General features: G+C 68.1%; 21 protein-coding genes and 1 tRNA gene. 8 read left to right on the top strand and 14 right to left on the bottom strand.

Features of this window, described 5'->3' with window-relative positions:
- Positions 1–11 precede the first annotated feature (11 nt).
- The 3 genes from BN4346_RS26475 to metG all read right to left on the bottom strand — a co-directional run bounded on the left by BN4346_RS26475 (position 12) and on the right by metG (position 3737).
- The gene (locus tag BN4346_RS26475; protein ID WP_067968052.1) at positions 12–932 is read right to left on the bottom strand and encodes an RNA polymerase sigma-70 factor; all 921 of its coding nucleotides are present in this window, start codon (positions 930–932) and stop codon (positions 12–14) included.
- Between the two features lie 5 nt (positions 933–937).
- Positions 938–2101 (bottom strand): NAD(P)/FAD-dependent oxidoreductase, encoded by a 1164-nt coding sequence (locus BN4346_RS26480; RefSeq protein WP_067968055.1) that lies wholly within the window; start codon positions 2099–2101, stop codon positions 938–940.
- Positions 2102–2186: 85 nt separating this feature from the next.
- Positions 2187–3737: a methionine--tRNA ligase gene (gene metG, locus BN4346_RS26485; RefSeq protein ID WP_067968061.1), complete on the bottom strand. Its 1551-nt coding sequence runs from the start codon at positions 3735–3737 to the stop codon at positions 2187–2189.
- A gap of 18 nt (positions 3738–3755) precedes the next feature.
- Here metG and BN4346_RS26490 point away from each other — a divergent pair, with 18 nt between their 5' ends.
- The 3 genes from BN4346_RS26490 (at position 3756) to rsmA (ending at position 6583) form a co-directional block, all read left to right on the top strand.
- The gene (locus BN4346_RS26490; protein ID WP_208863212.1) at positions 3756–4535 is read left to right on the top strand and encodes a TatD family hydrolase; all 780 of its coding nucleotides are present in this window, start codon (positions 3756–3758) and stop codon (positions 4533–4535) included.
- 120 nt (positions 4536–4655) lie between these two features.
- Positions 4656–5660 carry a resuscitation-promoting factor gene (locus BN4346_RS26495; RefSeq protein ID WP_078058436.1) on the top strand — a complete coding sequence of 335 codons (1005 nt, stop codon included), beginning with the start codon at positions 4656–4658 and terminating at the stop codon, positions 5658–5660.
- Positions 5633–6583: a 16S rRNA (adenine(1518)-N(6)/adenine(1519)-N(6))-dimethyltransferase RsmA gene (rsmA, locus tag BN4346_RS26500; RefSeq protein WP_067968162.1), complete on the top strand. Its 951-nt coding sequence runs from the start codon at positions 5633–5635 to the stop codon at positions 6581–6583. The genes BN4346_RS26495 and rsmA overlap by 28 nt, the downstream gene beginning before the upstream one ends.
- Here the strand turns inward: rsmA and BN4346_RS26505 are convergent.
- Positions 6499–7338: a serine/threonine-protein kinase gene (locus tag BN4346_RS26505; RefSeq protein WP_067968071.1), complete on the bottom strand. Its 840-nt coding sequence runs from the start codon at positions 7336–7338 to the stop codon at positions 6499–6501. The genes rsmA and BN4346_RS26505 overlap by 85 nt on opposite strands.
- Before the next feature lie 152 nt (positions 7339–7490).
- On the opposite strand from BN4346_RS26505, the gene BN4346_RS26510 reads away from it, so the two are divergent.
- The 3 genes from BN4346_RS26510 (at position 7491) to BN4346_RS26520 (ending at position 11870) form a co-directional block, all read left to right on the top strand.
- A complete protein-coding gene (locus BN4346_RS26510; RefSeq protein WP_067968074.1) occupies positions 7491–8957 on the top strand; it encodes a PE-PPE domain-containing protein in 1467 nt (488 codons plus the stop codon).
- Between the two features lie 59 nt (positions 8958–9016).
- Positions 9017–9985 (top strand): 4-(cytidine 5'-diphospho)-2-C-methyl-D-erythritol kinase, encoded by a 969-nt coding sequence (locus BN4346_RS26515; RefSeq protein WP_096867449.1) that lies wholly within the window; start codon positions 9017–9019, stop codon positions 9983–9985.
- A 250-nt stretch (positions 9986–10235) separates the two neighbouring features.
- Positions 10236–11870: a fatty acyl-AMP ligase gene (locus BN4346_RS26520; protein WP_067968080.1), complete on the top strand. Its 1635-nt coding sequence runs from the start codon at positions 10236–10238 to the stop codon at positions 11868–11870.
- Positions 11871–11938: 68 nt separating this feature from the next.
- Here the strand turns inward: BN4346_RS26520 and pth are convergent, their stop codons facing one another.
- From pth to BN4346_RS26565, 9 genes are all read right to left on the bottom strand, one after another.
- Positions 11939–12523: an aminoacyl-tRNA hydrolase gene (pth, locus tag BN4346_RS26525; protein ID WP_067968083.1), complete on the bottom strand. Its 585-nt coding sequence runs from the start codon at positions 12521–12523 to the stop codon at positions 11939–11941.
- Between the two features lie 12 nt (positions 12524–12535).
- Positions 12536–13174 carry a 50S ribosomal protein L25/general stress protein Ctc gene (locus tag BN4346_RS26530; protein ID WP_067968167.1) on the bottom strand — a complete coding sequence of 213 codons (639 nt, stop codon included), beginning with the start codon at positions 13172–13174 and terminating at the stop codon, positions 12536–12538.
- A 239-nt stretch (positions 13175–13413) separates the two neighbouring features.
- A complete protein-coding gene (locus tag BN4346_RS26535; protein ID WP_067968088.1) occupies positions 13414–13674 on the bottom strand; it encodes a hypothetical protein in 261 nt (86 codons plus the stop codon).
- Positions 13674–14042 carry a heme-binding protein gene (locus tag BN4346_RS26540; RefSeq protein WP_067968091.1) on the bottom strand — a complete coding sequence of 123 codons (369 nt, stop codon included), beginning with the start codon at positions 14040–14042 and terminating at the stop codon, positions 13674–13676. Before BN4346_RS26540 ends, BN4346_RS26535 begins: the two co-directional genes overlap by 1 nt.
- A gap of 57 nt (positions 14043–14099) precedes the next feature.
- Complete coding sequence (locus BN4346_RS26545) at positions 14100–14756, bottom strand: LpqN/LpqT family lipoprotein (protein ID WP_067968095.1); 657 nt, start codon at positions 14754–14756, stop codon at positions 14100–14102.
- Entirely contained in the window at positions 14753–15097 is a 345-nt protein-coding gene (arsC, locus tag BN4346_RS26550) for an arsenate reductase (glutaredoxin) (protein WP_067968098.1), read from the bottom strand. Before arsC ends, BN4346_RS26545 begins: the two co-directional genes overlap by 4 nt.
- 1 nt (position 15098) lies before the next feature.
- Complete coding sequence (locus BN4346_RS26555; RefSeq protein WP_067968101.1) at positions 15099–16079, bottom strand: ribose-phosphate diphosphokinase; 981 nt, start codon at positions 16077–16079, stop codon at positions 15099–15101.
- Positions 16080–16188: 109 nt separating this feature from the next.
- Positions 16189–17703: a bifunctional UDP-N-acetylglucosamine diphosphorylase/glucosamine-1-phosphate N-acetyltransferase GlmU gene (gene glmU / locus BN4346_RS26560; RefSeq protein WP_067968104.1), complete on the bottom strand. Its 1515-nt coding sequence runs from the start codon at positions 17701–17703 to the stop codon at positions 16189–16191.
- A 58-nt stretch (positions 17704–17761) separates the two neighbouring features.
- A tRNA-Gln gene (locus tag BN4346_RS26565) sits at positions 17762–17833 on the bottom strand.
- A gap of 145 nt (positions 17834–17978) precedes the next feature.
- Here BN4346_RS26565 and BN4346_RS26570 point away from each other — a divergent pair.
- Together BN4346_RS26570 and mfd are read left to right on the top strand one after the other, a co-directional pair.
- Positions 17979–18581, top strand: a complete 603-nt coding sequence (locus BN4346_RS26570) for a TetR/AcrR family transcriptional regulator (protein ID WP_024442510.1) — start codon at positions 17979–17981, stop codon at positions 18579–18581.
- A 59-nt stretch (positions 18582–18640) separates the two neighbouring features.
- Positions 18641–22015: a transcription-repair coupling factor gene (mfd, locus tag BN4346_RS26575; RefSeq protein ID WP_235653530.1), complete on the top strand. Its 3375-nt coding sequence runs from the start codon at positions 18641–18643 to the stop codon at positions 22013–22015.
- Between the two features lie 153 nt (positions 22016–22168).
- Here the strand turns inward: mfd and BN4346_RS26580 are convergent, their stop codons facing one another.
- A complete protein-coding gene (locus tag BN4346_RS26580; protein ID WP_067968109.1) occupies positions 22169–23575 on the bottom strand; it encodes an IS1380 family transposase in 1407 nt (468 codons plus the stop codon).
- Positions 23576–23856 lie beyond the last annotated feature (281 nt).

Here is a 23856-nt window from a genome sequence, read left to right on the forward strand (position 1 = left end):
GCACTAGCTTGTCAGACGTCTGCGCCTCGGGTGATCTCGCGGGCGGCGGCCACCGCCGCCAGCTTGTCCGGGTTGCGCATCGCGTAGAAGTTCGTGATCAGCCCGTCGACGATCTCGACGGTGAACACGCCCTCCAGGCGGTCGGCGCTGTAGATCAGCACCGCGGGCGCCCAGTTGCAGATCCCCATGTCTACCCGGACGTCGGGCAGCTGTGCACCCTGCCGCAGCAGTCCGATGACCGTGCGGGCGACCTTGTCGGCGCCGACGACCGGCCGCCGGGCCGCGCTGGCCTTGCCGCCGCTGTCGGCGGTCCACACCACGTCGGGTGCCAGCATCGACAACACGGTGGTGAGGTCGCCGCCCGCCGCCGCGGTCATGAACTCGGCGGTGACCCGCGCGCTCTCCTGCGGATCGATCGGGGTGTACCGCGGCCGCCGAGCCTGGACGTGGTTGCGAGCCCGGTGCGCGACCTGACGGGCCGCGGCCGCCGATTTGCCGACCGCGGCCGCGATCTCGTCGTAGTCGAAGCCGAACACTTCTCGCAGCACGAACACGGCCCGCTCCTCGGGGCGCAGGGTCTCGAGCACCACCAGCATCGCCATCGAGACCGATTCGGCCAGTACGACATCGGCCGAGGGATCGTGCTCGGTGAGCAGCAGCGGCTCGGGCAGCCATGGCCCGACGTACTCCTCGCGGCGCCGCGCGCCGGCCCGCAGCGCGTTGAGTGCCTGACGGGTGACCAGGCTGGCCAAGTACGCCTTGACGTCCCGGACTTCAGCCAGATCCACTTCGGCCCAACGCAGGTAGCTGTCCTGCAGGACGTCATCGGATTCGGTTGCCGAGCCCAGGATCTCGTAGGCGATGGTGAACAGCAGCGGCCGGAGTTCGGTGAACCGTTCGGCGTGTCCCCCGCAAGCGGGAGGTGTCCCCACACTTCTCACACCGCCGCCTCCTGCTCGGTTGCCGCGGCTCGCGCGCCGCCCTTGAGCCAACGGTACGAGCCGGGCTTGGTCCCCTCGCGGCGAATGCCCCAGACAGTGGCCCGGCAGATCGCCTCCTTGACCTTCGCGGCCAGCCGTCCGCCGACGAACGCCTTGACCGGGGTGTCGTCGCGGCGGGCCAGCTGGATGGTGGCCGCTTTTCGGCCCACGCTGATGCACTGGCCGGTGAACGCCTGGTCCAGCGCCACCGGTGAGGTGCCGGCGATGCGGGCCAACACGGTGTCGGCGGCCTGCGCGCCCAGCGGGATCGCGGCCTGGCAGCTCATCCGCAGCGGCCGGCCCGACGGCGCCACCGCGTCGCCGGCCGCCATGATCCACGGATTGTCGATGCTGGTCAGGGTCTCGTCGGTGAGCAGCCGGCCCAACGGGTCGGTGGCCAGTCCACTGGCGGCGGCCAGGTCCGGGACGCCGAAGCCCGCCGTCCAGACCGTCACCGCGCTGGGCAGCACGGTGCCGTCGCGCAACACCAGAGTGTCGGCGCGCACCTCGGCGACGACCGCGGCCTCGCGCACGTCGACACCCAGCTTGCCCAGCGCCTTGGCCACCGAGCGCCGGCCCGCCGCATGCAGTGACGGTCCCAGCATCTCGCCGCAGACCAGGGTCACCGGCCGACCCTGCCCGGCCAGTTCAGCGGCCGCTTCGATCCCGGTCAGGCCACCGCCTACCACCGTCACCGGGGCGTCCGCTGCCACCTCGCCGAGCCGAGCCAGCAGCCGGGACGCGGACTCGAATTCACAGATGGAATAGGCGAATTCGGCGGCACCGGGAACCGCTGGACTGATCGCGCCGGTACTGCCCACCGCGTAGATGAGGTAGTCGTAGCGCAGCGTGGTGCCGGAGGACAGCTGGATGCGACGGTCGGCGGCGTCGATCCGGTCGGCGGTGTCGACGATCAGCCGGACGCCATCGCCGAGCAGATCGCCGTAGTCCCGGTCGGCCCGGTAGGTGCCGGCCACATGCTGGTGCAACCGGATCCGTTCGACGAACGCCGGTCGGGGATTGACCAGCGTGACGTCGATGTCTGGGCGTACCAGCAGCCGGTTGGCTGCCATGGTGCCGGCGTAGCCGCCGCCGATGATGACGACCTGGATGCGGGCCATGAGGTGCTCCTGTCTCTTGGGGTTATGCCCTCAAGACACCGCGCGCCTACGAGATGTGACAGCTTGTGACCCGCGTCACCCGGCGTCAGGGCTGGTAGCGCGGAAACACCCCGGACGGCGCCGGCAGCGTCAGACCCGGCGCCAGGCGCTTGGGCACGGCGGTGAACATCCGCTGCTCGCTGGTCTGACCCAGCAGGTCCAGCAGCTTGCCCGCCGATTCGGGCATCACCGGTTGCACCAACAGCGCCGCGATCCGCACCACCTCCAGCGTGGTGTACAGAACGGTGCCGAAGCGGGCCTGATCTGCCGCCGACTCGCTCTTGGCCAGCTTCCACGGCTCGTTGGCCGAGAAGTAACGGTTGGCCGCGCCCAGCATCTGCCAGATCGCCTCCAGGCCCAGGTGCATGGACTGCGTGCCGAACGCCGACCGCATCTTCTCCAGCAGCGCGTCGGCCAACGCCAGCAGTTCGTCGCCGTCAGCGGCCGGGGCGGTCGGCTCGGGCACTACCCCGTCGAGGTTCTTGGCCACCATCGACAGCGAGCGCTGCGCCAGGTTGCCCAGCTCGTTGGCCAGGTCGGCGTTGATGCGCCCGATCATCGCCTCATCGGAGATGCTGCCGTCCTGGCCGAACGGGATCTCGCGCAGCAGGAAGTAGCGCACCTGGTCGACCCCGTATTTGTCGACGAACTCGACCGGGTCGATCACGTTGCCTACCGACTTGCTCATCTTCTCGCCGCTGTTGAGCAGGAATCCGTGGGCGAACACCCGGCGCGGCAACTCAATTCCGGCCGACATCAGGAAGGCGGGCCAGTACACGGTGTGGAACCGGATGATGTCCTTGCCGATCATGTGCAGATCGGCGGGCCAGTACCGGCGGAACGATTCCGAGTCGGTGTCGGGGTAGCCGACCCCGGTCAGGTAGTTGGTCAGCGCGTCCACCCAGACGTACATGACGTGGTCGGGATGTCCGGGCACCGGTACGCCCCAGTCGAACGAGGTGCGCGAGATCGACAGATCCCGCAGCCCGCCGGAGACGAAGCTGACCACCTCGTTGCGGCGCACGTCGGGAGCGATGAAGTCCGGGTTCGCCGCATAGTGCGCCAGCAGCCGGTCGGCATAGGCCGAGAGCCGAAAGAAGAAGGTCTGCTCCTCGGTCCAGGTGACCGGCGCTCCGGTTTCGGCCGCCACCCGTGACCCGTCGTCCTTCAGCTGGGTCTCGCCCTCGGTGAAGAATCGCTCGTCGCGCACCGAATACCAGCCGGAGTAGGCGCCGGGGTAGATGTCGCCGGCGTCGACCATGCGCTGCCAGATCGCCTTGGAGGCCTCCAGGTGGTCGGCGTCGGTGGTGCGGATGAACCGGTCGAAGGAGATGTTGAGCTTTTCCTGTAGCCGCTGGAACACATCGGAGTTGCGCCGCGCCAGGTCCGCGGTTCCGATGCCTTCGGCGGCGGCGGTCTCGGCCATCTTCAGCCCGTGCTCGTCGGTGCCGGTCAGGTACCGCACGTCGAACCCGTCGAGTCGGTGGAACCGGGCGATCGCGTCGGTGGCGACGTACTCGTAGGCGTGGCCGATGTGCGGGTCACCGTTGGGGTAGGTGATCGCGGTGGTGACGTAGAAAGGCTGGGACGTTGTCATCACCCGCCACCTTATTGTGTGCGGGTGAGCTCGAAACGATCAGGCAAAACTCCGCCGCCCGCGCCGCAGGAGCTGAGTCCGCTGGTCGACGCCCATACCCACCTGGACGCCTGCGGCGGCTCCGATGCCTCGTCGGTGCGCGCGATCATGGACCGGGCCGCCGCGGTCGGGGTGGACGATCGGGTGCACGCGGCGGTCGCACTGCATCCCACCCGGGCCGGCACCTTGACCGACACCGCCCGCACCGAGATCGAGGCGCTGGCCGCCCATCGCCGGGTGGTGGCGATCGGGGAGACCGGCATGGACCTGTATTGGCCGGGGCGCCTGGAGGGTTGTGCGGACCCACAGACCCAGCGCGAGGCCTTCGCCTGGCATATCGACCTGGCCAAGCGCACGGGCAAACCGCTGATGATCCACAATCGCGACGCCGACGCCGCCGTGCTCGATGTCTTGCGCGCCGAAGGTGCTCCCGAGACGGTGATCTTCCACTGTTTCTCGTCGGGCCCCGAGATGGCTCACACATGCATCGACGCCGGCTGGATATTGAGTCTGTCCGGCACGGTCAGCTTCAAAAATGCCCGTGACCTGCGGGAAGCCGCCGCATTGATTCCGGATGCGCAGCTGCTGGTGGAGACCGACGCGCCATTTTTGACTCCGCATCCGTACCGCGGTTCACCCAACGAGCCCTACTGTCTGCCATACACTGTCAGAGCGCTGGCCGAGCTGTTGGGAACATCGGCAGCCGAACTGGCGCAGGTAACGAACCGCAACGCCCGGCGAGTGTATGGGCTGGACTGAAGGTCGAGCAGGTCACATTCGGTTGCCGACCGCCGGCAGGTTCGTTACCGTTCCGTTACCGAACCTGGGGTACCGCGAGGGCCCCATTGCTTTGCCATCAACGTCGTTAGGTTTTCTGCCTTGAACGCTTTGACCAGACTGCATCAGGCGCCATCGCCGATGCTGCGGCTTCTGGTCGGCGCTTTACTACTGGTGCTGACCTTCGCCGGCGGCTTCGCGGTCGCCAGCGCCAAGACCGTGACGCTGGACGTCGACGGAACCCCGATCACCGTCACCACTATGCGGTCGCGGGTGATCGACGTCGTCTCCGAGAACGGCTTCGACCTCGGTGAGCGCGACGACGTGAGCCCCGCGCGCTCCGCGCCGGTGCGCGACTCCGACACCATCCTGGTCCGCCGCGGCCGGCCGCTGCAGGTGTCCCTGGACGGTCGCGAGCCCCAGCAGGTGTGGACGACGGCGCTCTCGGTGGATGAGGCGCTGGCCCAGCTGTCGATGACCGACACCGCCCCCGCCGCGGCGTCGCGCGGCAGCCGGGTCCCGCTTGCCGGAATGGCGCTGCCGGTCGTCAGCGCCAAGACCGTCACGATCGACGACGGTGGCGTGGTCCGCACCGTGCACCTGGCCGCGCCCAATGTCGCCGAACTGCTGGCCGCCGACGGCGCCCCGCTGGAGCAGGCCGACAAGGTCATCCCGGCGGCGTCGACCCCGGTCACCGAGGGCATGGCGATCCAGGTGACGCGGACCCAGGACGTGACCTACTCGGTGGCCACCGTCAACGGCGCCGAGACCGGCCGCCTGCCGGTCGCCAACGCGGTGGTGGCCCCGGCCCGCGACTCGGTGCTGCGAGTCGGTGCCAAGCCCGGCACCGAGGTGCCGCCGTCGGTGTACGGAGCTGCCTGGGACCGCATCGCCAACTGTGAATCGCACGGAAACTGGGCGATCAACACCGGCAACGGCTTCTACGGCGGCGTCCAGTTCGACTACGGCACGTGGGTGGCCAACGGCGGCCTGAAATACGCCCCGCGCGCGGACATGGCGACCCGCGAAGAGCAGATCGCGATCGCGGAGGTCACCCAGGCCCGCCAGGGCTGGGGCGCCTGGCCGGTGTGCAGCGGGCGGCGCTGACCATCGGGCTACTCGGGGCCGGTGACATCAGGGCCCTGGCAAGCGAACTCGACCTGCGGCCCCGGAAATCGCTGGGGCAGAACTTCGTTCACGACGCGAACACGGTGCGCCGGATTGTGGACGGCGCCGGTATCACCGCCGCCGATCATGTCCTCGAGGTCGGGCCTGGACTGGGCTCGTTGACCCTGGCGCTGCTCGAGCACGGCCCGACGGTGATCGCCGTCGAGAAGGATCCGGTGCTGGCCGCCCGGTTGCCGCAGACCATCACCGAACACGCACCGGCGGACGCAGCCCGGTTGCAGGTGCTCGGCGCCGATGTCTTGACCCTGCGCCGCGACGAGGTGGCGACCGCCCCGACGGCGGTGGTGGCAAATCTGCCCTACAACGTCGCGGTCCCGGCGTTGCTGCACCTGTTGTCGGAGTTCGACTCCATCCGCACGGTGACGGTCATGGTGCAGCTGGAGGTGGCCGAGCGACTGGCCGCCGAGCCGGGCGGCAAGGACTACGGGGTGCCCAGCGTCAAGGCGCGGTTCTTCGGTGCGGTGCGCCGCTGCGGCACGGTACCGCCGAGCGTGTTCTGGCCGGTACCGCGGGTGAATTCCGGGCTGGTGCGCATCGACCGGTACGACGCCGCGCCGTGGCCGGTCGACGACGCGTTTCGCCGGCAGGTCTTCACTCTGATCGACGTCGCGTTTGCCCAGCGCCGCAAGACTATTCGCAATGCATTCGCTGACTGGGCGGGATCGGGCGCGCGGTCTGCCGAGCTGTTGGCGGCGGCCGGCATCGATCCGATGAGCCGCGGCGAGACACTGGCGATCGCCGACTTCGTGCGCCTGCTTCAGGTATCGGCAGGCTTGGGAGGCCCAGCATGCGACAGCAGTGCGCGGGACAACTCCGCGACGAAATCTGTGCAGGACTCGTAGCGGCGCGCCGGAAACTTCGCCAGCGCACGCTGCACCACCACATCGGCCGCCCGCGCTGCCGGACCGAGCGTGCCGGACAGCGGTGGCGGTAGCAGCCGCAGGTGCGCCTCGGCCAGATCGGCTGCGCTCTGGGCGGGGAAGGGCGGCGCTCCGGTGAGCAGTTCGACCGCCGTGCAGGCCAGGGCGTATTCGTCGGTGGCTGCCGACGGGGCCTTGCCCTGCAGGATTTCCGGCGCGGTATAGGGCAACGAGACTTCGGGGTTTCCGGAATGTCGGGGCCGGTGCCACACGTCTTCGACGACGGCGTGGGCCGCCCCGAAATCGGTGAGCACCGCCCCGGCCCGGCCGAAGTCCGCGTGGATCAGGATGTTGGCCGGCTTGACGTCACTGTGCACGATGCCGCGTCGGTGGGTGTAGTCGAGTGCGGCGGCGATCTGGCTCAGCGCGGCCAGGCGATCCTCGAGTGCACGCAGGCCGGTCGCCTTGCCGCCGTCGACGTACTGCATCGCCAGCCAGAACGACCCGTGTCGGTACACCTCGACGATGTTGGGGTGGTTGAGGGCGCGTGCGAACGCGAACTCCCGGTCTAGCCTGTCCTGCTCGGCGGGGGAGCGGTGCGACTGGTCGAGGACCTTCAGTGCCACGGCGACGGCTGGGGTGTTGCGGTGATGTGCCCGATACACGCCCGCGTGCCCGCCGCGCCCGACCTCGCGGTCGATCAGGTAGCCGCCGTAGTCGACGCCGGCTCCAGTCATGGGCCCAGGCTATGGCGCCGGAGCGGTCTTCGGTGTGGTTAGGGGGCGCATCGCAGCAAACTGAGAACAACATGATTGAATAGCTATAAATCGATGACATTTCGCTGGTGCGAGGTGATAATCGACGCCATAACTTCACCCGGGAGGCCGCCATGACAACTCTGTCCCATCGCAACCTGAGTTCCTTCGGAGCGGTGCCGTTGACCCTGGCCGCCATTGCCGCGCTGGGTGTCGCACCCGCGGTAGCGCCCGGGCTGGCCGCGACCGCCAAGACTGTGATCGCTCAGACGACCCTGCTGGACACCGAGTCGTGGATCATGGGCGGCAGCGGGCTCCCGATCCCGCCGCCGCAGTACATGACCGCCCTTAGCGATCGATTCATCTCGCCGGCGACCCCGAAGTTCGAGGGGCAGCCGACCTTCCAGGTGGACGCCACCAATCCGCTGTTCACCCCCGAGGGCCTTTACCCGCTGACCGGCGTGAAGACACTGCCGCTGGACACCTCGCTGCAGCAGGGCTCCACCATCTTGTACCAGACCATCATGAACGAGATTGGCAAGGGCAATGACCTTGTCGTACTGGGCTATTCGCAGAGTAGTGTCATCAATGCGCTGGTGATGGACCAGCTGATGACCCTGCCCGAGGATGAGCGCCCCACCGCCGACCAGCTGTCCTTCGTGTCGCTGGGCAGCCCGTCCAACCCCAACGGTGGCTTGTTGTCCCGCTTCGATGTTCCCGGTGTTCCGCTGAGCCTGCCTGCCCTCGGTGTCACGTTCAGCGGGGGCGCCCCGTCTGACACGCCTTGGGAGACAGCCAACTACATCCGGGAGTACGACGGCTTCGCTGACTTCCCGAAGTACCCGCTGAACTTCCTGGCGGACATCAACGCCTTCCTGGGCATCATGTTCGTTCACGGCGGCTACCCGTCGTTGACCGACGCCCAGCTGGCGACGGCCATCGAGTTGGACACCTCCGGCGACTACACCGGCCACAATCAGTACTTCATGATCCCCACCGAGAACCTGCCACTGTTGGAGCTGTTGCGCGGCAACGCATTCGGCAACGCATTCGCCGACCTGCTGCAGCCGGCCCTGCGGGTACTGGTCAACCTTGGCTATGGCAACATCGAGCACGGCTGGGACCAGGGGCCGGCGAATGTCTCCACGCCGTTCGGGGTGTTCCCCGACGTCAACCCGATGGACGTGCTCACCGCCCTGGGCAACGGTGCCGAGCAGGGTTGGAACGACTTCATCGCCGATCTGCAGAACCTCGGGTCCGGCAGCGCGACAGACTTGTTCGGCCTGGACGGAGGCGGTCCGGCGGACTTCAGCCTGCCGAGCCTGATGGACGTCGTCAACACCTTCACCAGTGCCTCGGCGAGCTTGTACGCCACGCTGCTGCCCACCGCCGACATCATCAATTCGCTGGTCTCCACGCTGCCGGCCTACACCGCGAGCCTGTTCGCCAACGAACTGATGTCGGGTGATCTGCTGAATGCGATCGGGATGCCGATGGCGGCCGCCACCGGGCTGGTCACTATGGCGGCCGGGTTCGAGTTCATGGTGATGAGCAGTGCGCTGAGCTCGATCAGCTCCGACTTCTCCAACCTGTTCTCCTGATCGGTAGGGGTTCGCCAGGCCGGAGCCCGGGTGCTAGGCCGCCGTGGACCGATAGTCTCATCGGCGTGACCGCATCCGACGGCAATACCGCCACCGAGTGGTCCCCGACCGGTTCGGTGACCGTGCGGGTACCGGGCAAGCTCAACCTCTACCTGGCCGTCGGTGACCGTCGCGATGACGGCTACCACGAGTTGACCACCGTCTTCCACGCGGTTTCGTTGGTCGACGAGGTGACCGTCCGCGACGCCGACGTGCTGTCGTTGCGGGTCAGCGGCGAGGGTGCCGATGTGCTGCCCGCCGATGAGCGCAACCTGGCATGGCAGGCCGCCGAGCTGATGGCCGAGTATGTGGGCCGGGCTCCGGATGTGGCGATCAGCATCGACAAGTCCATTCCGGTGGCCGGCGGCATGGCCGGCGGCAGCGCCGATGCCGCGGCGGTGCTGGTCGGCATGAACGTGCTGTGGGAGCTGGGCGTGCCGCGTCGCGACCTGCACGCCCTGGCCGCCCGGCTGGGCAGTGACGTGCCGTTCGCTCTGCACGGCGGCACGGCGTTGGGCACCGGCCGCGGCGAGGAACTGGCGACGGTGCTCACCCGCGAGACGTTCCACTGGGTGCTGGCGTTCGCCGACCGCGGGCTTTCGACGCCGGCAGTCTTCGATGAACTGGACCGGCTGCGCGACACCGGGCGCAAGCTACCGGAATCGGGCGACCCCGAGCCGGTGCTGGCCGCGTTGGCCGCCGGCGACCCGCAACGGCTGGCCGGACTGCTCGGCAACGACCTGCAGGCGGCGGCGGTCAGCCTCAACCCTGGCCTGCGCCGCACCTTGCGGGCCGGCGTGGAGGCGGGCGCCCTGGCCGGTATGGTGTCCGGCTCCGGACCGACGTGCGCGTTCCTGTGCCGGTCGGCGGACTCGGCGGCCGACGTCGCCGTCGAGCTGTCGGCGCTCGGCGCGGGACGGGCAGTGCGGGTCGCCAGCGGCCCGGTCTACGGTGCCCGGGTGGTGCCGTCGTCGGTCAGTGGGGCCTGACCAACACCCCGATCCGCCAGCAGATTTGCCCGTGGATTAAGAGGAGTTTAAGATGGCCCGCGGTGATTAAATGCGGCCAGGACCACCCTGCCACCCAGACGCTCGCCGATCTGGTGGGCTGCGCATTACGGTATCGAGATCTAACCGCCACCGAATTGTGCGCGCGTACCTCTCGCGAAGTGGTCTCCAGCAGGTGGAACATGAATTCTGAGCCCGTATGGAACGTACTGGTGCCGGCTAGGAGGCCGTCGTGAGCAGGTTTACCGACAACATGTTTCGTAGTGCCCGGGAGTCGTCCAAGGGCATGGTCACCGGTGAGCCACACACACCCGTCCGGCACACCTGGGCCGAGGTCCATGAACGCGCCCGGCGGATCGCCGGCGGGCTGGCCGCGGCCGGCGTCGGCCCGGGTGACGCGGTCGGGGTGCTCGCCGGCGCCCCGGTCGAAATCGCCCCCACCGCCCAGGGCGTGTGGATGCGCGCCGCCAGCCTGACCATGCTGCACCAGCCCACCCCGCGCACCGACCTGGCGGTGTGGGCCGAGGACACCATGACCGTCGTCGACATGATCGACGCCAAGGCCGTCATCATCTCCGACCCCTTCATGGCGGCCGAGCCGGTGCTGACCGCGAAGGGCCTCAAGGTCGTCACGGTCGCTGACCTGCTGACCGCCGAACCGATCGACCCGGAAGAAGCCGGAGAGGACGATCTGGCGTTGATGCAGTTGACCTCCGGGTCGACCGGCTCGCCCAAGGCCGTGCAGATCACCCACCGCAACATCTACTCCAACGCCGAGGCGATGTTCATCAGCGCCGAATACGACGTCGAGAAGGACGTCATGGTCAGCTGGCTGCCGTGTTTCCACGACATGGGCATGATCGGCTTCCTGACCGTGCCGATGTACTTCGGCGCCGAGCTGGTCAAGATCACCCCGATGGACTTCCTGCGCGACACCCTGCTGTGGGCCAAGCTGATCGACAAGTACAAGGGCACCATGACCGCGGCCCCGAACTTCGCCTATGCGCTGTTCGCCAAGCGGCTGCGCAAGCAGGCCACACCGGGGCAGTTCGACCTGTCCACGCTGCGGTTCGCGCTCTCCGGTGCCGAGCCGGTGGAACCCGCCGACGTTGAGGACCTGATCGACGCCGGTAAGCCCTTCGGGCTGAACCCGACCGCCATCCTGCCCGCCTACGGGATGGCCGAGACGGTGCTGGCGGTGTCGTTCTCCAAGTGCAACGCGGGCCTGGTGGTCGACGAGGTCGACGCTGACCTGCTGGCCGCGCTGCGCCAGGCGGTGCCCGCCACCAAGGGCAACACCCGGCGCCTGGCGTCGCTGGGGCCGCTGCTGGAGGGTATCGAGATCCGGATCGTCGACGAGCACGGCAACTCGTTGCCGCCACGCGGGGTTGGAGTGATCCAGCTGCGCGGCGAGCCGGTGACGCCGGGCTATCTGACCATGGCGGGCTTCCTGCCGGCGCAGGACGAGCACGGGTGGTATGACACCGGCGACCTGGGCTATCAGATGGAGGACGGCCACGTCGTGGTGTGTGGCCGCGTCAAGGACGTGATCATCATGGCGGGCCGCAACATCTACCCGACCGACATCGAGCGGGCTGCGGGCCGCGTCGAAGGCGTGCGCCCGGGCTGTGCGGTCGCGGTGCGCCTGGACGCCGGGCACTCGCGGGAGACGTTCGCGGTCGCGGTGGAATCCAACGCCTGGCAGGACCCCATCGAGGTACGCCGCATTGAGCACCAGGTCGCCCATGAGGTGGTCACTGAGGTCGACATGCGGCCCCGCAACGTGGTGGTACTCGGGCCGGGCAGCATTCCCAAGACGCCGTCGGGCAAGCTGCGCCGGGCCAACTCCGTCGCCCTGGTCACCTAACCCGCCGAGCAGACACATAGGCCCCCATTTCGTGCGGAAATTGGGGGCCTACGTGTCTGCTCGCGCCGCTAACCCCAGGCGTGGACCACGTTCTGGGCGGGTTCCAGCCCCAGCTCGATCAGCAGTTCGGTGGCGTCGGCGGACTGCTCGCAGATCGTCGGTAGTTCGTCACGCTCTCGGGCAGTGAACGCCTGCAGCACGAACGCCGCGGGATCTTGGCGGCCGGGTGGCCGGCCGATCCCGAGACGGACGCGCTGAAAGTCCTTGCTGCCCAGCACGGTCGCAATCGAGCGCAGGCCGTTGTGGCCGCCCTCGCCGCCGCCCTGCTTGAGCCGGATCCGGCCGAAGTCCAGGTCGAGGTCGTCGTGAATCACCACGACCTCGCCGGTGGGCACCGAGTAGAACTTGGCCAGCGGGCCCACCTGGCGGCCCGATTCATTCATGTAGCAGCGTGGCCGGGCCAGCACCACCGGGCGCCCGCGCAGGCGCCCGGTGGCCACGTCGGCACCCGACTTCTTGTGCAGCTTGAACGCCGACCCGATTCGCTCGGCGAGCAGGTCGATGACCATGAAGCCGACGTTGTGCCGGGTGCGGGCGTAGTTCGGGCCCGGGTTGCCCAGGCCGACCACCAGTATCGGTGGTGACTCGGCCACGCGGTGCTCGGCTTACTCGGACTCGTCGGTCGCGGCCTCGCCGGCCTCCGCACCGGCTTCCTCGCCCGCCGCCTCGGCCTCGGCCGGCTCCTCGGCAGCCTGTGCCTCGACGACGTTCACCAGCAGCATTTCCGGGTCGGACACCAGGGTCACGCCCTTGGGCAGCTCCAGGGCACCGGCGGTGAACTGGGTGCCGGCCTCGGCGCCTTCGATGGAGATGGTCAGCTGCTCGGGGATGGACAGGGCCTCGGCCTCGATCTCGACCGTGCTGCTGTCCTGGGTGACCAGGGTGCCGGAGATGGCGTCGCCCTCGATGACGACGTTGACCTCGACGGTGACCTTCTCGCCGCGGCGCACCACCAGCAGGTCGGCGTGCTGGATGGTGCGACGGATCGGGTGAATGTCCAGGGCCTTGGTCAGCGCCAGCTGCTCTTTGCCGTCGATGTCGAGGGTGAGCACGGCATTGGTGCCGGAGTGCCGCAGCACGGCAGCGAAGTCGTGGGCAGAGAGCTCCAGGTGCTGCGGCTCGGTGCCGTGACCGTAGAGGACCGTGGGGACCTTGCCCGCACGACGGGCCCGCCGGGAGGCGCCCTTGCCGGTTTCGGTGCGCACCGACGCGGTGAGCTGGTTGGTGGTCGGGTTCTTAGCCATGGGGGACTCCTTGGTTGCTGCGGCGTGCTTGAGGCACGGCCAGATCGCGACAACCACATAGGAGAGGTCCTCGTCGATAACGGCGGCCGAATTGGGGGCCGCCCTCGCCGTGACGCCTGGTCAGGCTAGCGCATCGGCAGCTCAGAGCGGAAATTGAACCCCGGTGAGCTGGGCAGACAGCTCCCACACCCCGGCGGCCGTGCAGCCGCGCTTGGCAAACGGGCGGCGCGTCAGGGCACTCAGTTGCAGTTGTTGGCGTGCACCCAACGCCCGTTGTAGCCCACGCAGGTGTTGACCGGGGGCGGCGGAGGTGGCACGTCTTCGGGCAGCGGCGCGTAGTAGGCCGGCGGTGGCGCCGGGTCGGCGCATCCGCTGACGTACACGCGGCGGCCCACCCCGACGCAGCCTGCTGTGGCGGTGCCAGCCGGCGTGAATACGACTACGGCCCCCGGCAGGCTGGTCAGTGCCAGCGCTGCGATGACCCAGACGCGGCGCCTCATCACCGGTCCAGCAGCGGGCGTTCGGGCTGGGGCAATCCGCAGCGGGCGCGGAAGTCGGCCAGCGGCTGGCGCAGCCCCAGCAGGTCGGCGTGGGACTGCGGATGGTCGGCGAAGAAGCTGCGCACGGCCTCGGGAATCTCGTCGTCGGGCCGCTCGTGCAGGGCGGTGTAGAACTCGTTGACGTCGGGATGGGCGTAGAGGTAGCCCGACGTGGAGGCGGCGACTCCGGTGGCCACATTGGCCATATCGGCGGCGGTGCAGCCGGGCTGCGGGTCTGCGATCGCGATGGCTGGTGCCAGCAGGCCGGTCGCGACGGCGGCTACGCCGAGGCTCGTAAGGCCCAGCGAGGAGAGGCGAACGAAAGGCATGACGGAACTCCCTTCAACGGGTGCGCCACTGTAACAAGCGTCGACGCCGGTGCGGGCTTACTTTGCGGCGACGTTGAAGCCTTTCATGATCGCCTCGACGTCGGCGGCGTTCTTGGGCGCCTCGTCGGCCGGGGCAGTGATCGCCAACTGCACCAGGTAGCGCTGTTCGGCCGGGGCCGAACCGGTGGCAATCACCATCCGGAACCAGCTGTGCAGGCGTTGACCATTCATGTCGTAGGTGCCCTGGACCATCGATGACGGGAAGCCTTGGTAGTCCTCGTTCGAGGCGTCCAGCAGCCGGAAATTCGGCGAAAGCTGGGCGTCGACCACACCGTGCCGGATGGCCTCTTTCGGGTCGAATTTCCCGTTGAGCTTGACCACACTCAAAATCGCCCGGGGGAACTTCTCACCCTTGCCGAGGACCAGCGTGGTGGCCGGCAGCATCGGGTTTTCTTTCTTCGTCCAGCCCGGCGGGGTGGGGATCGACACGGTCAGGTCGGTCGGTGCGTTGGGCGCCACCGCCTCAGCGGCCACGCCCTGATCCTCCAGGTAGCGCCCCACGCTGACTGGGGCCTCCGGTTCCGACGAGGTAGTGGTCGTGCTGCCGTTGCCCCAAATCGAGTGATAGTCAGGGGTTTTGGTGCCGCACCCGGACGTCGTGCTGACCAGGGTCGCGCACGCCAGGGCGGCGACGGTCACGCGCAGCGGGGTCACAGGATCTCGCGGACCGCGTCAATCGGACGGGCCAACCGGGTGCCGTTACCGGTCACGACGAACGGCCGCTGGATCAGGATCGGGTTCGCGGCCATCGCGTCGAGCAGCGCGTCATCGTTTGCATCGGCCAGGTTCAGCTCGGCGTACACCGCCTCGCCGGTGCGCACCGCGTCGCGCACGTCGATCCCGGCGGCGCCGATCATCTCCGCCAGCTCCGCGCGTGACGGCGGGGTCTTCAGGTATTCCACGATCGTCGGCTCGATGCCGTTCTCGCGCAGCAGATCCAGTGTCTTGCGTGAGGTTGAGCAGCGCGGGTTGTGATAGACCACCGCGTCAGCCATGTCAGGCGTCTCCATCGAAAAGCCCGGTGACTGAGCCATTTTCGAACACAGCCCGGATGGTGCTGGCCAGCAGCGGAGCGATCGACAGCACGGTCAGCTGCGGGAAGCGCTTGTCCTCGGGGATCGGCAGGGTGTTGGTGACGATCACTTCACAGGCACCGGAAGCCGCCAGCCGCTCGGCGGCCGGGTCGCTCAATACCCCGTGGGTGGCGGCGATGACGACGTCTTTGGCACCGTCCTCGCGCAGCAGATTCACCGCCGCGGCGATAGTGCCACCGGTGTCGATCATGTCGTCGATCAGCACGCAGGTCTTGCCCTGCACCTCGCCGACCACCCGGTTGGACTTCACCTGGTTGGGCACCAGCGGGTCACGGGTCTTGTGGATGAACGCCAGCGGCACCCCGCCCAGCGAGTCCGCCCACTTCTCGGCGATGCGCACCCGGCCGGAGTCGGGGGAGACCACCACGACGTCGGAGTTGCCGTAGTTCTCCTTGATGTAGCCGATCAGCAGCGGCTGGGCCCGCATGTGGTCCACCGGGCCGTCGAAGAAGCCCTGGATCTGGTCGGTGTGCAGGTCGACGGTGACGATCCGGTCGGCGCCGGCCGTTTTGAGCAGGTCGGCCACCAGGCGAGCCGAAATCGGCTCACGGCCGCGGTGCTTCTTGTCCTGGCGCGCGTAGGGGTAGAACGGCAGGATCGCGGTGATCCGCTTGGCGCTGCCGCGCTTGAGCGCGTCGATCATGATCAGCTGTTCCATCAGGTGCTGATTCAGCGGCGCCGGGTGCGACTGCAGCACGAAGGCGTCGCAGCCACGCACCGATTCGTCGAAGCGCACGAAGATCTCGCCGTTGGCAAAGTCCCGGGCGGTCTGCGCGGTAACCGGTACGTCCAGTTCCTTTGCGACCTGATCAGCCAGCTCCGGGTGCGCACGACCAGCGAAGAGCATCAGGTTTTTGCGATTGTCTGTCCAGTCGTGGCTCACGTGCTGCCCCCGCCGTAGGAGATTATGGATTTAGGTCGAGTTAACTCGGGCCTTATGGTACGGAGCTCGGTGCGCGATTTCGCCTCGGGCTGCCTCAACGCGATCAAGCTCACGATGACATATCGGGTGGAGCCTGGCCGGGGTCTTCGGCACTGTTCGCGGTGTCGGCCGCCGCAGCGGCCTGGCTGCCGGGCCGCTTGCGCTGCACCCAGTTCTCGATGTTGCGTTGCGGCCCGGCCGACACCGCTAGTGCGCCCGGCGGCACATCGTGGCGCACCACGGTCCCGGCGCCGGTGTAGGCGCCGTCGCCGATGGTGACCGGTGCGACGAACATGGTGTCCGAGCCGGTGCGCACGTGCGAGCCGACCGTGGTCCGCCGTTTGGTCTGGCCGTCGTAGTTGACGAACACGCTGGAGGCGCCGATGTTGCTGTGGTCGCCGATGTCGGCGTCGCCGACGTAGGTCAGGTGCGGAACCTTGGTTCCGGTGCCGATGGTGGAGTTCTTGGTCTCGACGAACGCACCCAGCTTGCCGTCCGAACCCAGCACGGTACCGGGCCGCAGGTAGCTGAACGGTCCCACCGTCGCACCGGCGCCGATCGACGACGAGGTGGCGTGGCTACGGATCACCGACGCACCGTCGCCCACCGTGACATCGGTAAGGGTGGTGTCCGGTCCGATGGTGCAGTGCGCCCCGACTGCGGTGCGGCCGAGCAGCTGGGTTCCGGGTGCGACGGTGGTGTCGCGCCTGATGGTCACGTCCACGTCGATCCAGGTGGTGGTGGGGTCGACGATGGTGACTCCGGCCCGCTGATGGGCGATCACCAGGCGGCGGTTGAGTTCGCCCGCCAGCGCGGACAGTTGCACCCGGTCGTTGACGCCGGCCACCAACGCCGCGTCGTCGACATGGCGGGCGTGCACCACCTGGCCGTCGCCGCGGACGATGCCGATCACGTCGGTGAGGTACAGCTCGTGCTGGGCGTTGTCGGAGCCCAGCCGGCCCAGCGCGGACCGCAACTCGGCGATGTCGAAGGCGTACACCCCGGCATTGACCTCGCGGATCTCTCGCTGCGATTCGGTGGCGTCGGCCTGTTCGACGATCGCGGTGACGGGGTTTTCCGCACCGTCGTGCTCCCGCAGGATGCGGCCGTAGCCGGTGGGGTCGGCCAGCGTGGTGGTCAGCACGGTGACCGCGGCCGGGGCGGTGCGGTGGGTGTCGATCAGCGCCTGCAGCGTGGTGGTGTCCAGCAGCGGGATGTCGCCGGAGGTGACGACGACGGTGCCGGCGAAGTCGTCGGGCAGCGCTGCCAGGCCGCACAGCACCGCATGCCCGGTACCGAGCTGCTGGTCCTGCAGGGCGATGTCGATGGGAAAGTCCAGGGCCTGCGCCAGCTCGGCAACCGCACCGGTAATGCGCTCGTGCTCGTGGCCCAACACCACCACCAAATGGCGGGGCCCGACGCCGGCGGCCGCCTGCAGGCAGTGCGCCAGCATGCTGCGCCCGCCCAGCTCATGCAGCACTTTGGGGGTGTCGGAGACCATCCGGGTGCCGGCGCCGGCCGCCAAGACGATGACGGCGTCCTGGGTGTCTTCTTGGCGCGAGGGGGCGTGTTTGTGCGTCGACACGCTGCCTAGCCTGTCATTCTGTGCACGCTCGTGCCAAAGGGGTGGGACAAAATCTGAGCTCCGTCGCCAGGACTCGAACCTGAACTATCTGAACCAAAATCAGAGGTGCTGCCGATTACACCACGACGGATCGGTGTTCCGCAGTGACTTTAGTCCGACGACGGCGAGGGCCGCCCGCGGCCCGAGTAAGAAGTCGGACAATCCGGTCTAGACCAACGGACTACCCTGGTCGCGTGGCTGGTCTGGACAAGGATGGCCGGGCGCCCCGCGCCCGGATGACGGGTAGCGAGCGCCGCCACCAACTCATCGATGTCGCCCGCTCGCTGTTCGCCGAACGCGGGTACGAGGGCACCTCCATCGAGGAGATCGCACAGCGGGCCAACGTGTCCAAGCCCGTGGTCTATGAACACTTCGGTGGCAAAGAGGGGCTTTACGCCGTGGTGGTCGACCGTGAGATGTCGGCGTTGCTGGACGGCATCACCACGTCGTTGACCAAGGCGACCAACAACCAGTCCCGGTTGCGGGTGGAGCGCGTCGCGCTGGCATTGCTCACCTACGTCGACGAGCACACCGACGGCTTCCGCATCCTGATCCGCGACTCTCCGGCATCGATCAGCTCCGGGACCTACTCGACCCTGCTCAACGACGCGATCGGCCAGGTGTCGTCCATCTTGGCCGGCGACTTCGCCAAGCGCGGCCTGGACCCCGAGACCGCGCCGCTGTACGCCCAGGCGTTGGTCGGTTCGGTGTCGATGACGGCCCAGTGGTGGCTCGACGTACGCGAACCCAAGAAGGAAGTGGTGGCCGCGCACCTGGTCAACCTGTGTTGGAACGGATTGACTCACCTGGAGTCCGATCCGACCCTGCACGACGAATAAGGCATGTACCGCAACGCAAATCGTCGGCCTGCGCCACACCGCCTAGAATTGCCCCCATCATGACCGCACCGGGGTACCAGACTGTCCAAAACCCGATTGCGGGCCTCGTAGACCTGGCGTTGACCGCGCCGGCTTTCGCCGAACTCATCGAGCGCGCGGGCGACCCGCCCGCCGAACTCGCGCTGGTGGGCCCGGTGGGTGCCCGGCCCTTCACCGCCGCCGCGCTGGCCCGTACCGGGGCGCTGCTGGTGGTCGCCGCCACCGGCCACGAAGCCGACGACCTGACCGCGGAGCTGCGCGGGGTGTACGGCGACACAGTGGCCCTGTTCCCGTCCTGGGAGACGCTGCCGCACGAGCGGCTCTCGCCCGGGGTGGACACCGTCGGCGCCCGCCTACTGCTGCTGCGCCGGCTGGCCCAGCCCGACGATGCCCGGCTGGGACCGCCGCTGCGCGTGGTGGTGACCACCGCCCGGTCGCTGCTGCAGCCAATGACCGGCCAACTGGACGCGATCGAACCGGTCATGCTGGCCGTCGGGGACGAGATCCCGTTCGAGGCGGTGATCGCCCGGCTGGTCGAGCTGGCCTACACCCGGGTGGACCTGGTCGGCAAGCGCGGCGAATTCGCGGTGCGCGGCGGCATTCTGGATCTGTTCCCGCCAACCGCCGAACATCCGGTGCGCATCGAGTTCTGGGGTGACGAGGTCACCGAGATCCGGCCGTTCTCGGTGGCCGACCAGCGCTCCATCCCCGAAGTCGAGGTCGGCACCGTGGTCGCGGTGGCCTGTCGGGAGCTGCTGCTCACCGACGATGTTCGGGCGCGCGCGGCCGAGCTGGCCCGCGATCAGCCGCACACCGACAACGCCGTCTTGGGCACCGTCGGCGAGATGCTGGCCAAGTTGGCCGAGGGTATCCCGGTCGACGGCATGGAGGCGTTGGGGCCGGTGCTGCGGCCCGGCCCGCAGGCGCTGCTGACCGATCAGCTGCGCCCGGGCACCCCGGTGTTGGTCTGCGATCCGGAGAAGATCCGCGCCCGCGCCGCCGACCTGATCAAGACCGGCCGCGAATTCCTGGAGGCGTCCTGGTCGGTCGCCGCGATCGGCGGTGAGGCACCGATCGACATCGAACAGCTCGGTGGGTCGGGATTCCGCGAGTTCGCGCAGGTGCGCCAGACGGCGCTGGACACCGGGCATCCATGGTGGACCCTGAGCCAGCTGCCCGACCCGGACGCGACCGAACTCGACGTGCGTCCGTCGCCGTCGGCTCGTGGAGTGCAGGGCGCCGTCGCCGGTGTTGAAGCGATCTTCGCCATGCTGCGGGCGCACATCGCGACCGGCGGCCGCGCGGCGGTGGTGGCCCCCGGCGTCGGAACCGCCCGCCGGATCGTGGAGCAGTTGGCCGAATCCGACACTGCGGCAACGCTATTGGAGTCGGGTGCGACGCCGCAGCCCGGGGTGGTCGGGGTGCTGCAGGGCCCGCTGCACGAAGGGTTGGTCATCCCCGGAGCCAACCTGGTGGTGGTGACCGAGACCGACTTGACCGGCAACCGGGTCAGCGGACCCGAGGGCAAGCGACTGGCGGCCAAGCGCCGCAACGCCGTCGACCCGCTGGCACTGACCGCCGGCGACCTGGTGGTGCACGACCAGCACGGCATCGGCAAGTTCGTGGAGATGACCGAGCGCACCGTCGGCGGAGCGCGGCGGGAATACCTGGTGCTGGAATACGCGTCGGGCAAGCGTGGCGTGAACGGGACCGACAAGCTGTACGTGCCGATGGACTCCCTGGACCAGCTGTCCCGCTACGTCGGCGGGCAAGCCCCGGCGCTCTCCAAACTCGGCGGCAGTGACTGGAGTCAGACCAAGACCAAGGCTCGCAAGGCGGTCAGGGAGATCGCCGACGAACTCGTCGCGCTCTACGCCAAACGCCAGGCCGCGCCCGGCCACGCGTTCGCCCCGGACACCCCGTGGCAGGCCGAGATGGAAGACGCGTTCGGGTTCACCGAGACCATCGACCAGCTCACCGCGATCAGCGAGGTCAAGGCCGACATGGAGAAGCCGGTCCCGATGGACCGGGTGATCTGCGGCGACGTCGGCTACGGCAAGACCGAGATCGCGGTGCGCGCGGCGTTCAAAGCCGTCCAGGACGGCAAGCAGGTCGCGGTGCTGGTGCCCACCACGCTGCTGGCCGATCAGCACCTGCAGACTTTCAGCACCCGGATGGCCGGCTTCCCGGTCACCGTCAAGGGACTGTCGCGGTTCACCGACGCCCAAGAGTCCAAGGCGACCATCAACGGCCTGGCCGACGGATCCGTCGACGTGGTGATCGGCACCCACCGGCTGCTGCAGACCGGGGTGCGCTGGAAAGACCTCGGCCTGGTGATCGTCGACGAAGAGCAGCGGTTCGGCGTCGAGCACAAGGAACACATCAAGGCCCTGCGCACCCACGTCGACGTGCTCACCATGAGTGCCACGCCCATCCCGCGGACCCTGGAGATGAGCCTGGCCGGCATCCGGGAGATGTCGACCATCCTCACCCCGCCCGAAGACCGCTACCCCGTGCTGACCTACGTCGGCGGCCACGACGACAAGCAGGTCGCGGCCGCGCTGCGCCGCGAGCTGCTGCGGGACGGCCAGGTGTTCTACGTCCACAACCGAGTCAGCTCCATCGACGCGGCCGCCGCCCGGGTGCGCGGCCTGGTGCCCGAGGCCCGGGTGGTCGTCGCGCACGGCCAGATGCCCGAGGAGATGCTGGAAACCACGGTGCAGGGCTTCTGGAATCGGGAGTACGACATCCTGGTGTGCACCACGATCATCGAGACCGGCCTGGACATCTCCAATGCCAATACGTTGATCGTCGAGCGCGCCGACACCTTCGGGCTCTCGCAGTTGCACCAGTTGCGGGGCCGGGTGGGACGCAGCCGGGAGCGCGGCTACGCCTACTTCCTGTACCCGAAGGAGAGCCCGCTGACCGAGACCGCCCACGACCGGCTGGCCACCATCGCCCAGCACAACGAACTGGGCGCCGGGATGGCGGTGGCGATGAAGGACTTGGAGATCCGCGGAGCCGGCAATGTGCTGGGGGTGGAGCAGTCCGGGCACGTCGCCGGGGTGGGCTTCGACCTGTATGTGCGGCTGGTCGGCGAGGCCGTCGAGGCCTACCGGGCGGCCTTTAACGGCGAGACGGTCACCACCGAAGAGGTCAAGGACGTCCGGATCGACCTGCCGGTGGATGCGCACCTGCCGCCGGAATACATCAATTCCGACCGGTTGCGGTTGGAGGCCTACCGGCGGTTGGCCGCCGCCCCCGACGACACCGCGATCAACGCCGTCATCGACGAACTCACCGACCGCTACGGGCCGCTGCCCGAGCCGGCCGGGCGGCTGGTTGCGGTGGCCCGGCTGCGCCTGATTGTCGCTGTTAGCCTCGATTTTTCATAGTGCTTGATGCTCAACAGGCCTGGTGCTGGATTGGGTTGTCAGGCGGTGGTTTTGTGCGGTGGGCGTGGTTGGTCGGTCCCGTGTCGCCGGGTGGGGCGGGCGTCCTTTGGGGCCGTTGGTCTTTCGTAGTCGATGGGGCTGGGGTTCAGCTGGTTAGGTGAAGGCTGAGCGGATGCGTTGCCAGGCGGTGGCGATGGGGGTGGCCCAGCGCCAGGTGGTGTCGATACGTAGTCGCAGTTGGCGGGCTGAGCGGGTGATGCGGGCAGCGATGTGCAGGACCCGGTAGCGGAATGTGCCGATTTCGGCGCGGGCCAGTGCGGGTTGGTCACCAAACCCGATGAGTTTGGCCCAGGTGACCAGGTCGGCGGCGGCCAGCGCGATGTCCAGCCAGGCGGCGTTGGCCCAAAATGAGTGACACGGCAGGTTGCGTAGCCCGGTGGCTTTGAGTTCACGGATGCGGTCTTCGACGCGGGCGTGCTGACGGTGCCGTAACTCCAGGCCGGCGACTTGACCGGCAATGGCGCCGGGTTCGGTGTCGGTGATGAACGCGGTGATGCGCATGCCGTCGGCGTCGGTGAACCGCAACTGCGCTCCGGGGTGGGGTCTTTCTTTCCGCAGGATCAGCCGAGTTCCGGGCGGCCAGGTGTCCAGAGTGAGCAGTGTCGTGGCTTCGGCGACCCAGGCGCCGTCACGGATACCGCCATCGGTGTCGATCGCCGGGTACCAGGCCGCAGCGAGGTTGAGGGTGTCCACGGTGTCTTGCACCCGCGCATCGACGGGGTAGCCGAAGGAAAACCCCACTGCGGCGGCCCGGCAGGCATCGGCGAAGCGGTGGGTGGCCCCGGCGGTGTCACTGCGGATCAGGACCCGGGGTTTGGTCGGGTCGCTGGGATGATCGGGGTCAGGCCGCCATCGCGCGGGTAGAGCGGCCAAGGCCCGCTCCAGCAGGATGATGTGGTCGGAGGCGGTGTTGGAGCCGGCGTTGCCGTTGCGCAGCATCCCGGCCAGGGCTTCCCCACCGGAGATCTCGGGACGGTCCAAAAACGCCAGCAGTGGGTGATACCCGAACGTCTTCTTCCAGGTTGAGGCGGCGCCGACCTTATTGTCGGAGTGGTCCAGGGTCAGCGTGGCATCGGCATCGATGTGCAGCCAGCCTTCGACGCCTGGTGCGGCGCCGGCTTCCCACGCTGCGGCCCGCGCGCCGGCCCGCGCTGCCCAGATCCGGGGCAGGTGGGCGGCGTCGATACGTTCATCGACCAGTCGCCACATCGTGGTGGTTGAGGCTTTCGCGCCGAAGGCATGCTCACGATCGCTGCACCGTTGTCCGACCCCGTCGATGCAGTCCGCGCCGTCAGCGACCGCAGCGGCCAGATCAGCGAAGACATCACCGGGTGCGTGCCGCCACGGGCCACGGTAGGTATCGGCCAACGCGGCGGTGACCAGCGCCGATAGGCCGGTGTGGTCGGCCAACTCCCGTAGCATGCCCATCCCGGCATGCGACACGACACCATGGCCGTCCGCGGAAACTTTCACCCTCGACCGGCCCGCGATAGTGTTCACCTGCGAAGTGCCTTCCCATAGGAATATTTGAACCCTAGAGAAGTCCAATTATCCCTTGCAGGACAGGCACTTTCGCTTATCTACACGCCCCCACAGGCAACAATCCACGAAAAATCCGGGCTAATAGCACTGTGCAACAAACTGATTAGGGTTGACTTACCCCGGGAGTGCGGTGCGATGCGGCCTTAAGCTAATGGGATACAGGTCGGCGACCGAAAATGCTTGAAGAAGAACATCGACTTCTACGAAGACTCCTGCTCTGCAACACTTTCCGAGGTTTA

Origin of the sequence: Mycolicibacter icosiumassiliensis (assembly GCF_900078685.2) — a bacterium.
Classification (GTDB): domain Bacteria; phylum Actinomycetota; class Actinomycetes; order Mycobacteriales; family Mycobacteriaceae; genus Mycobacterium; species Mycobacterium icosiumassiliensis.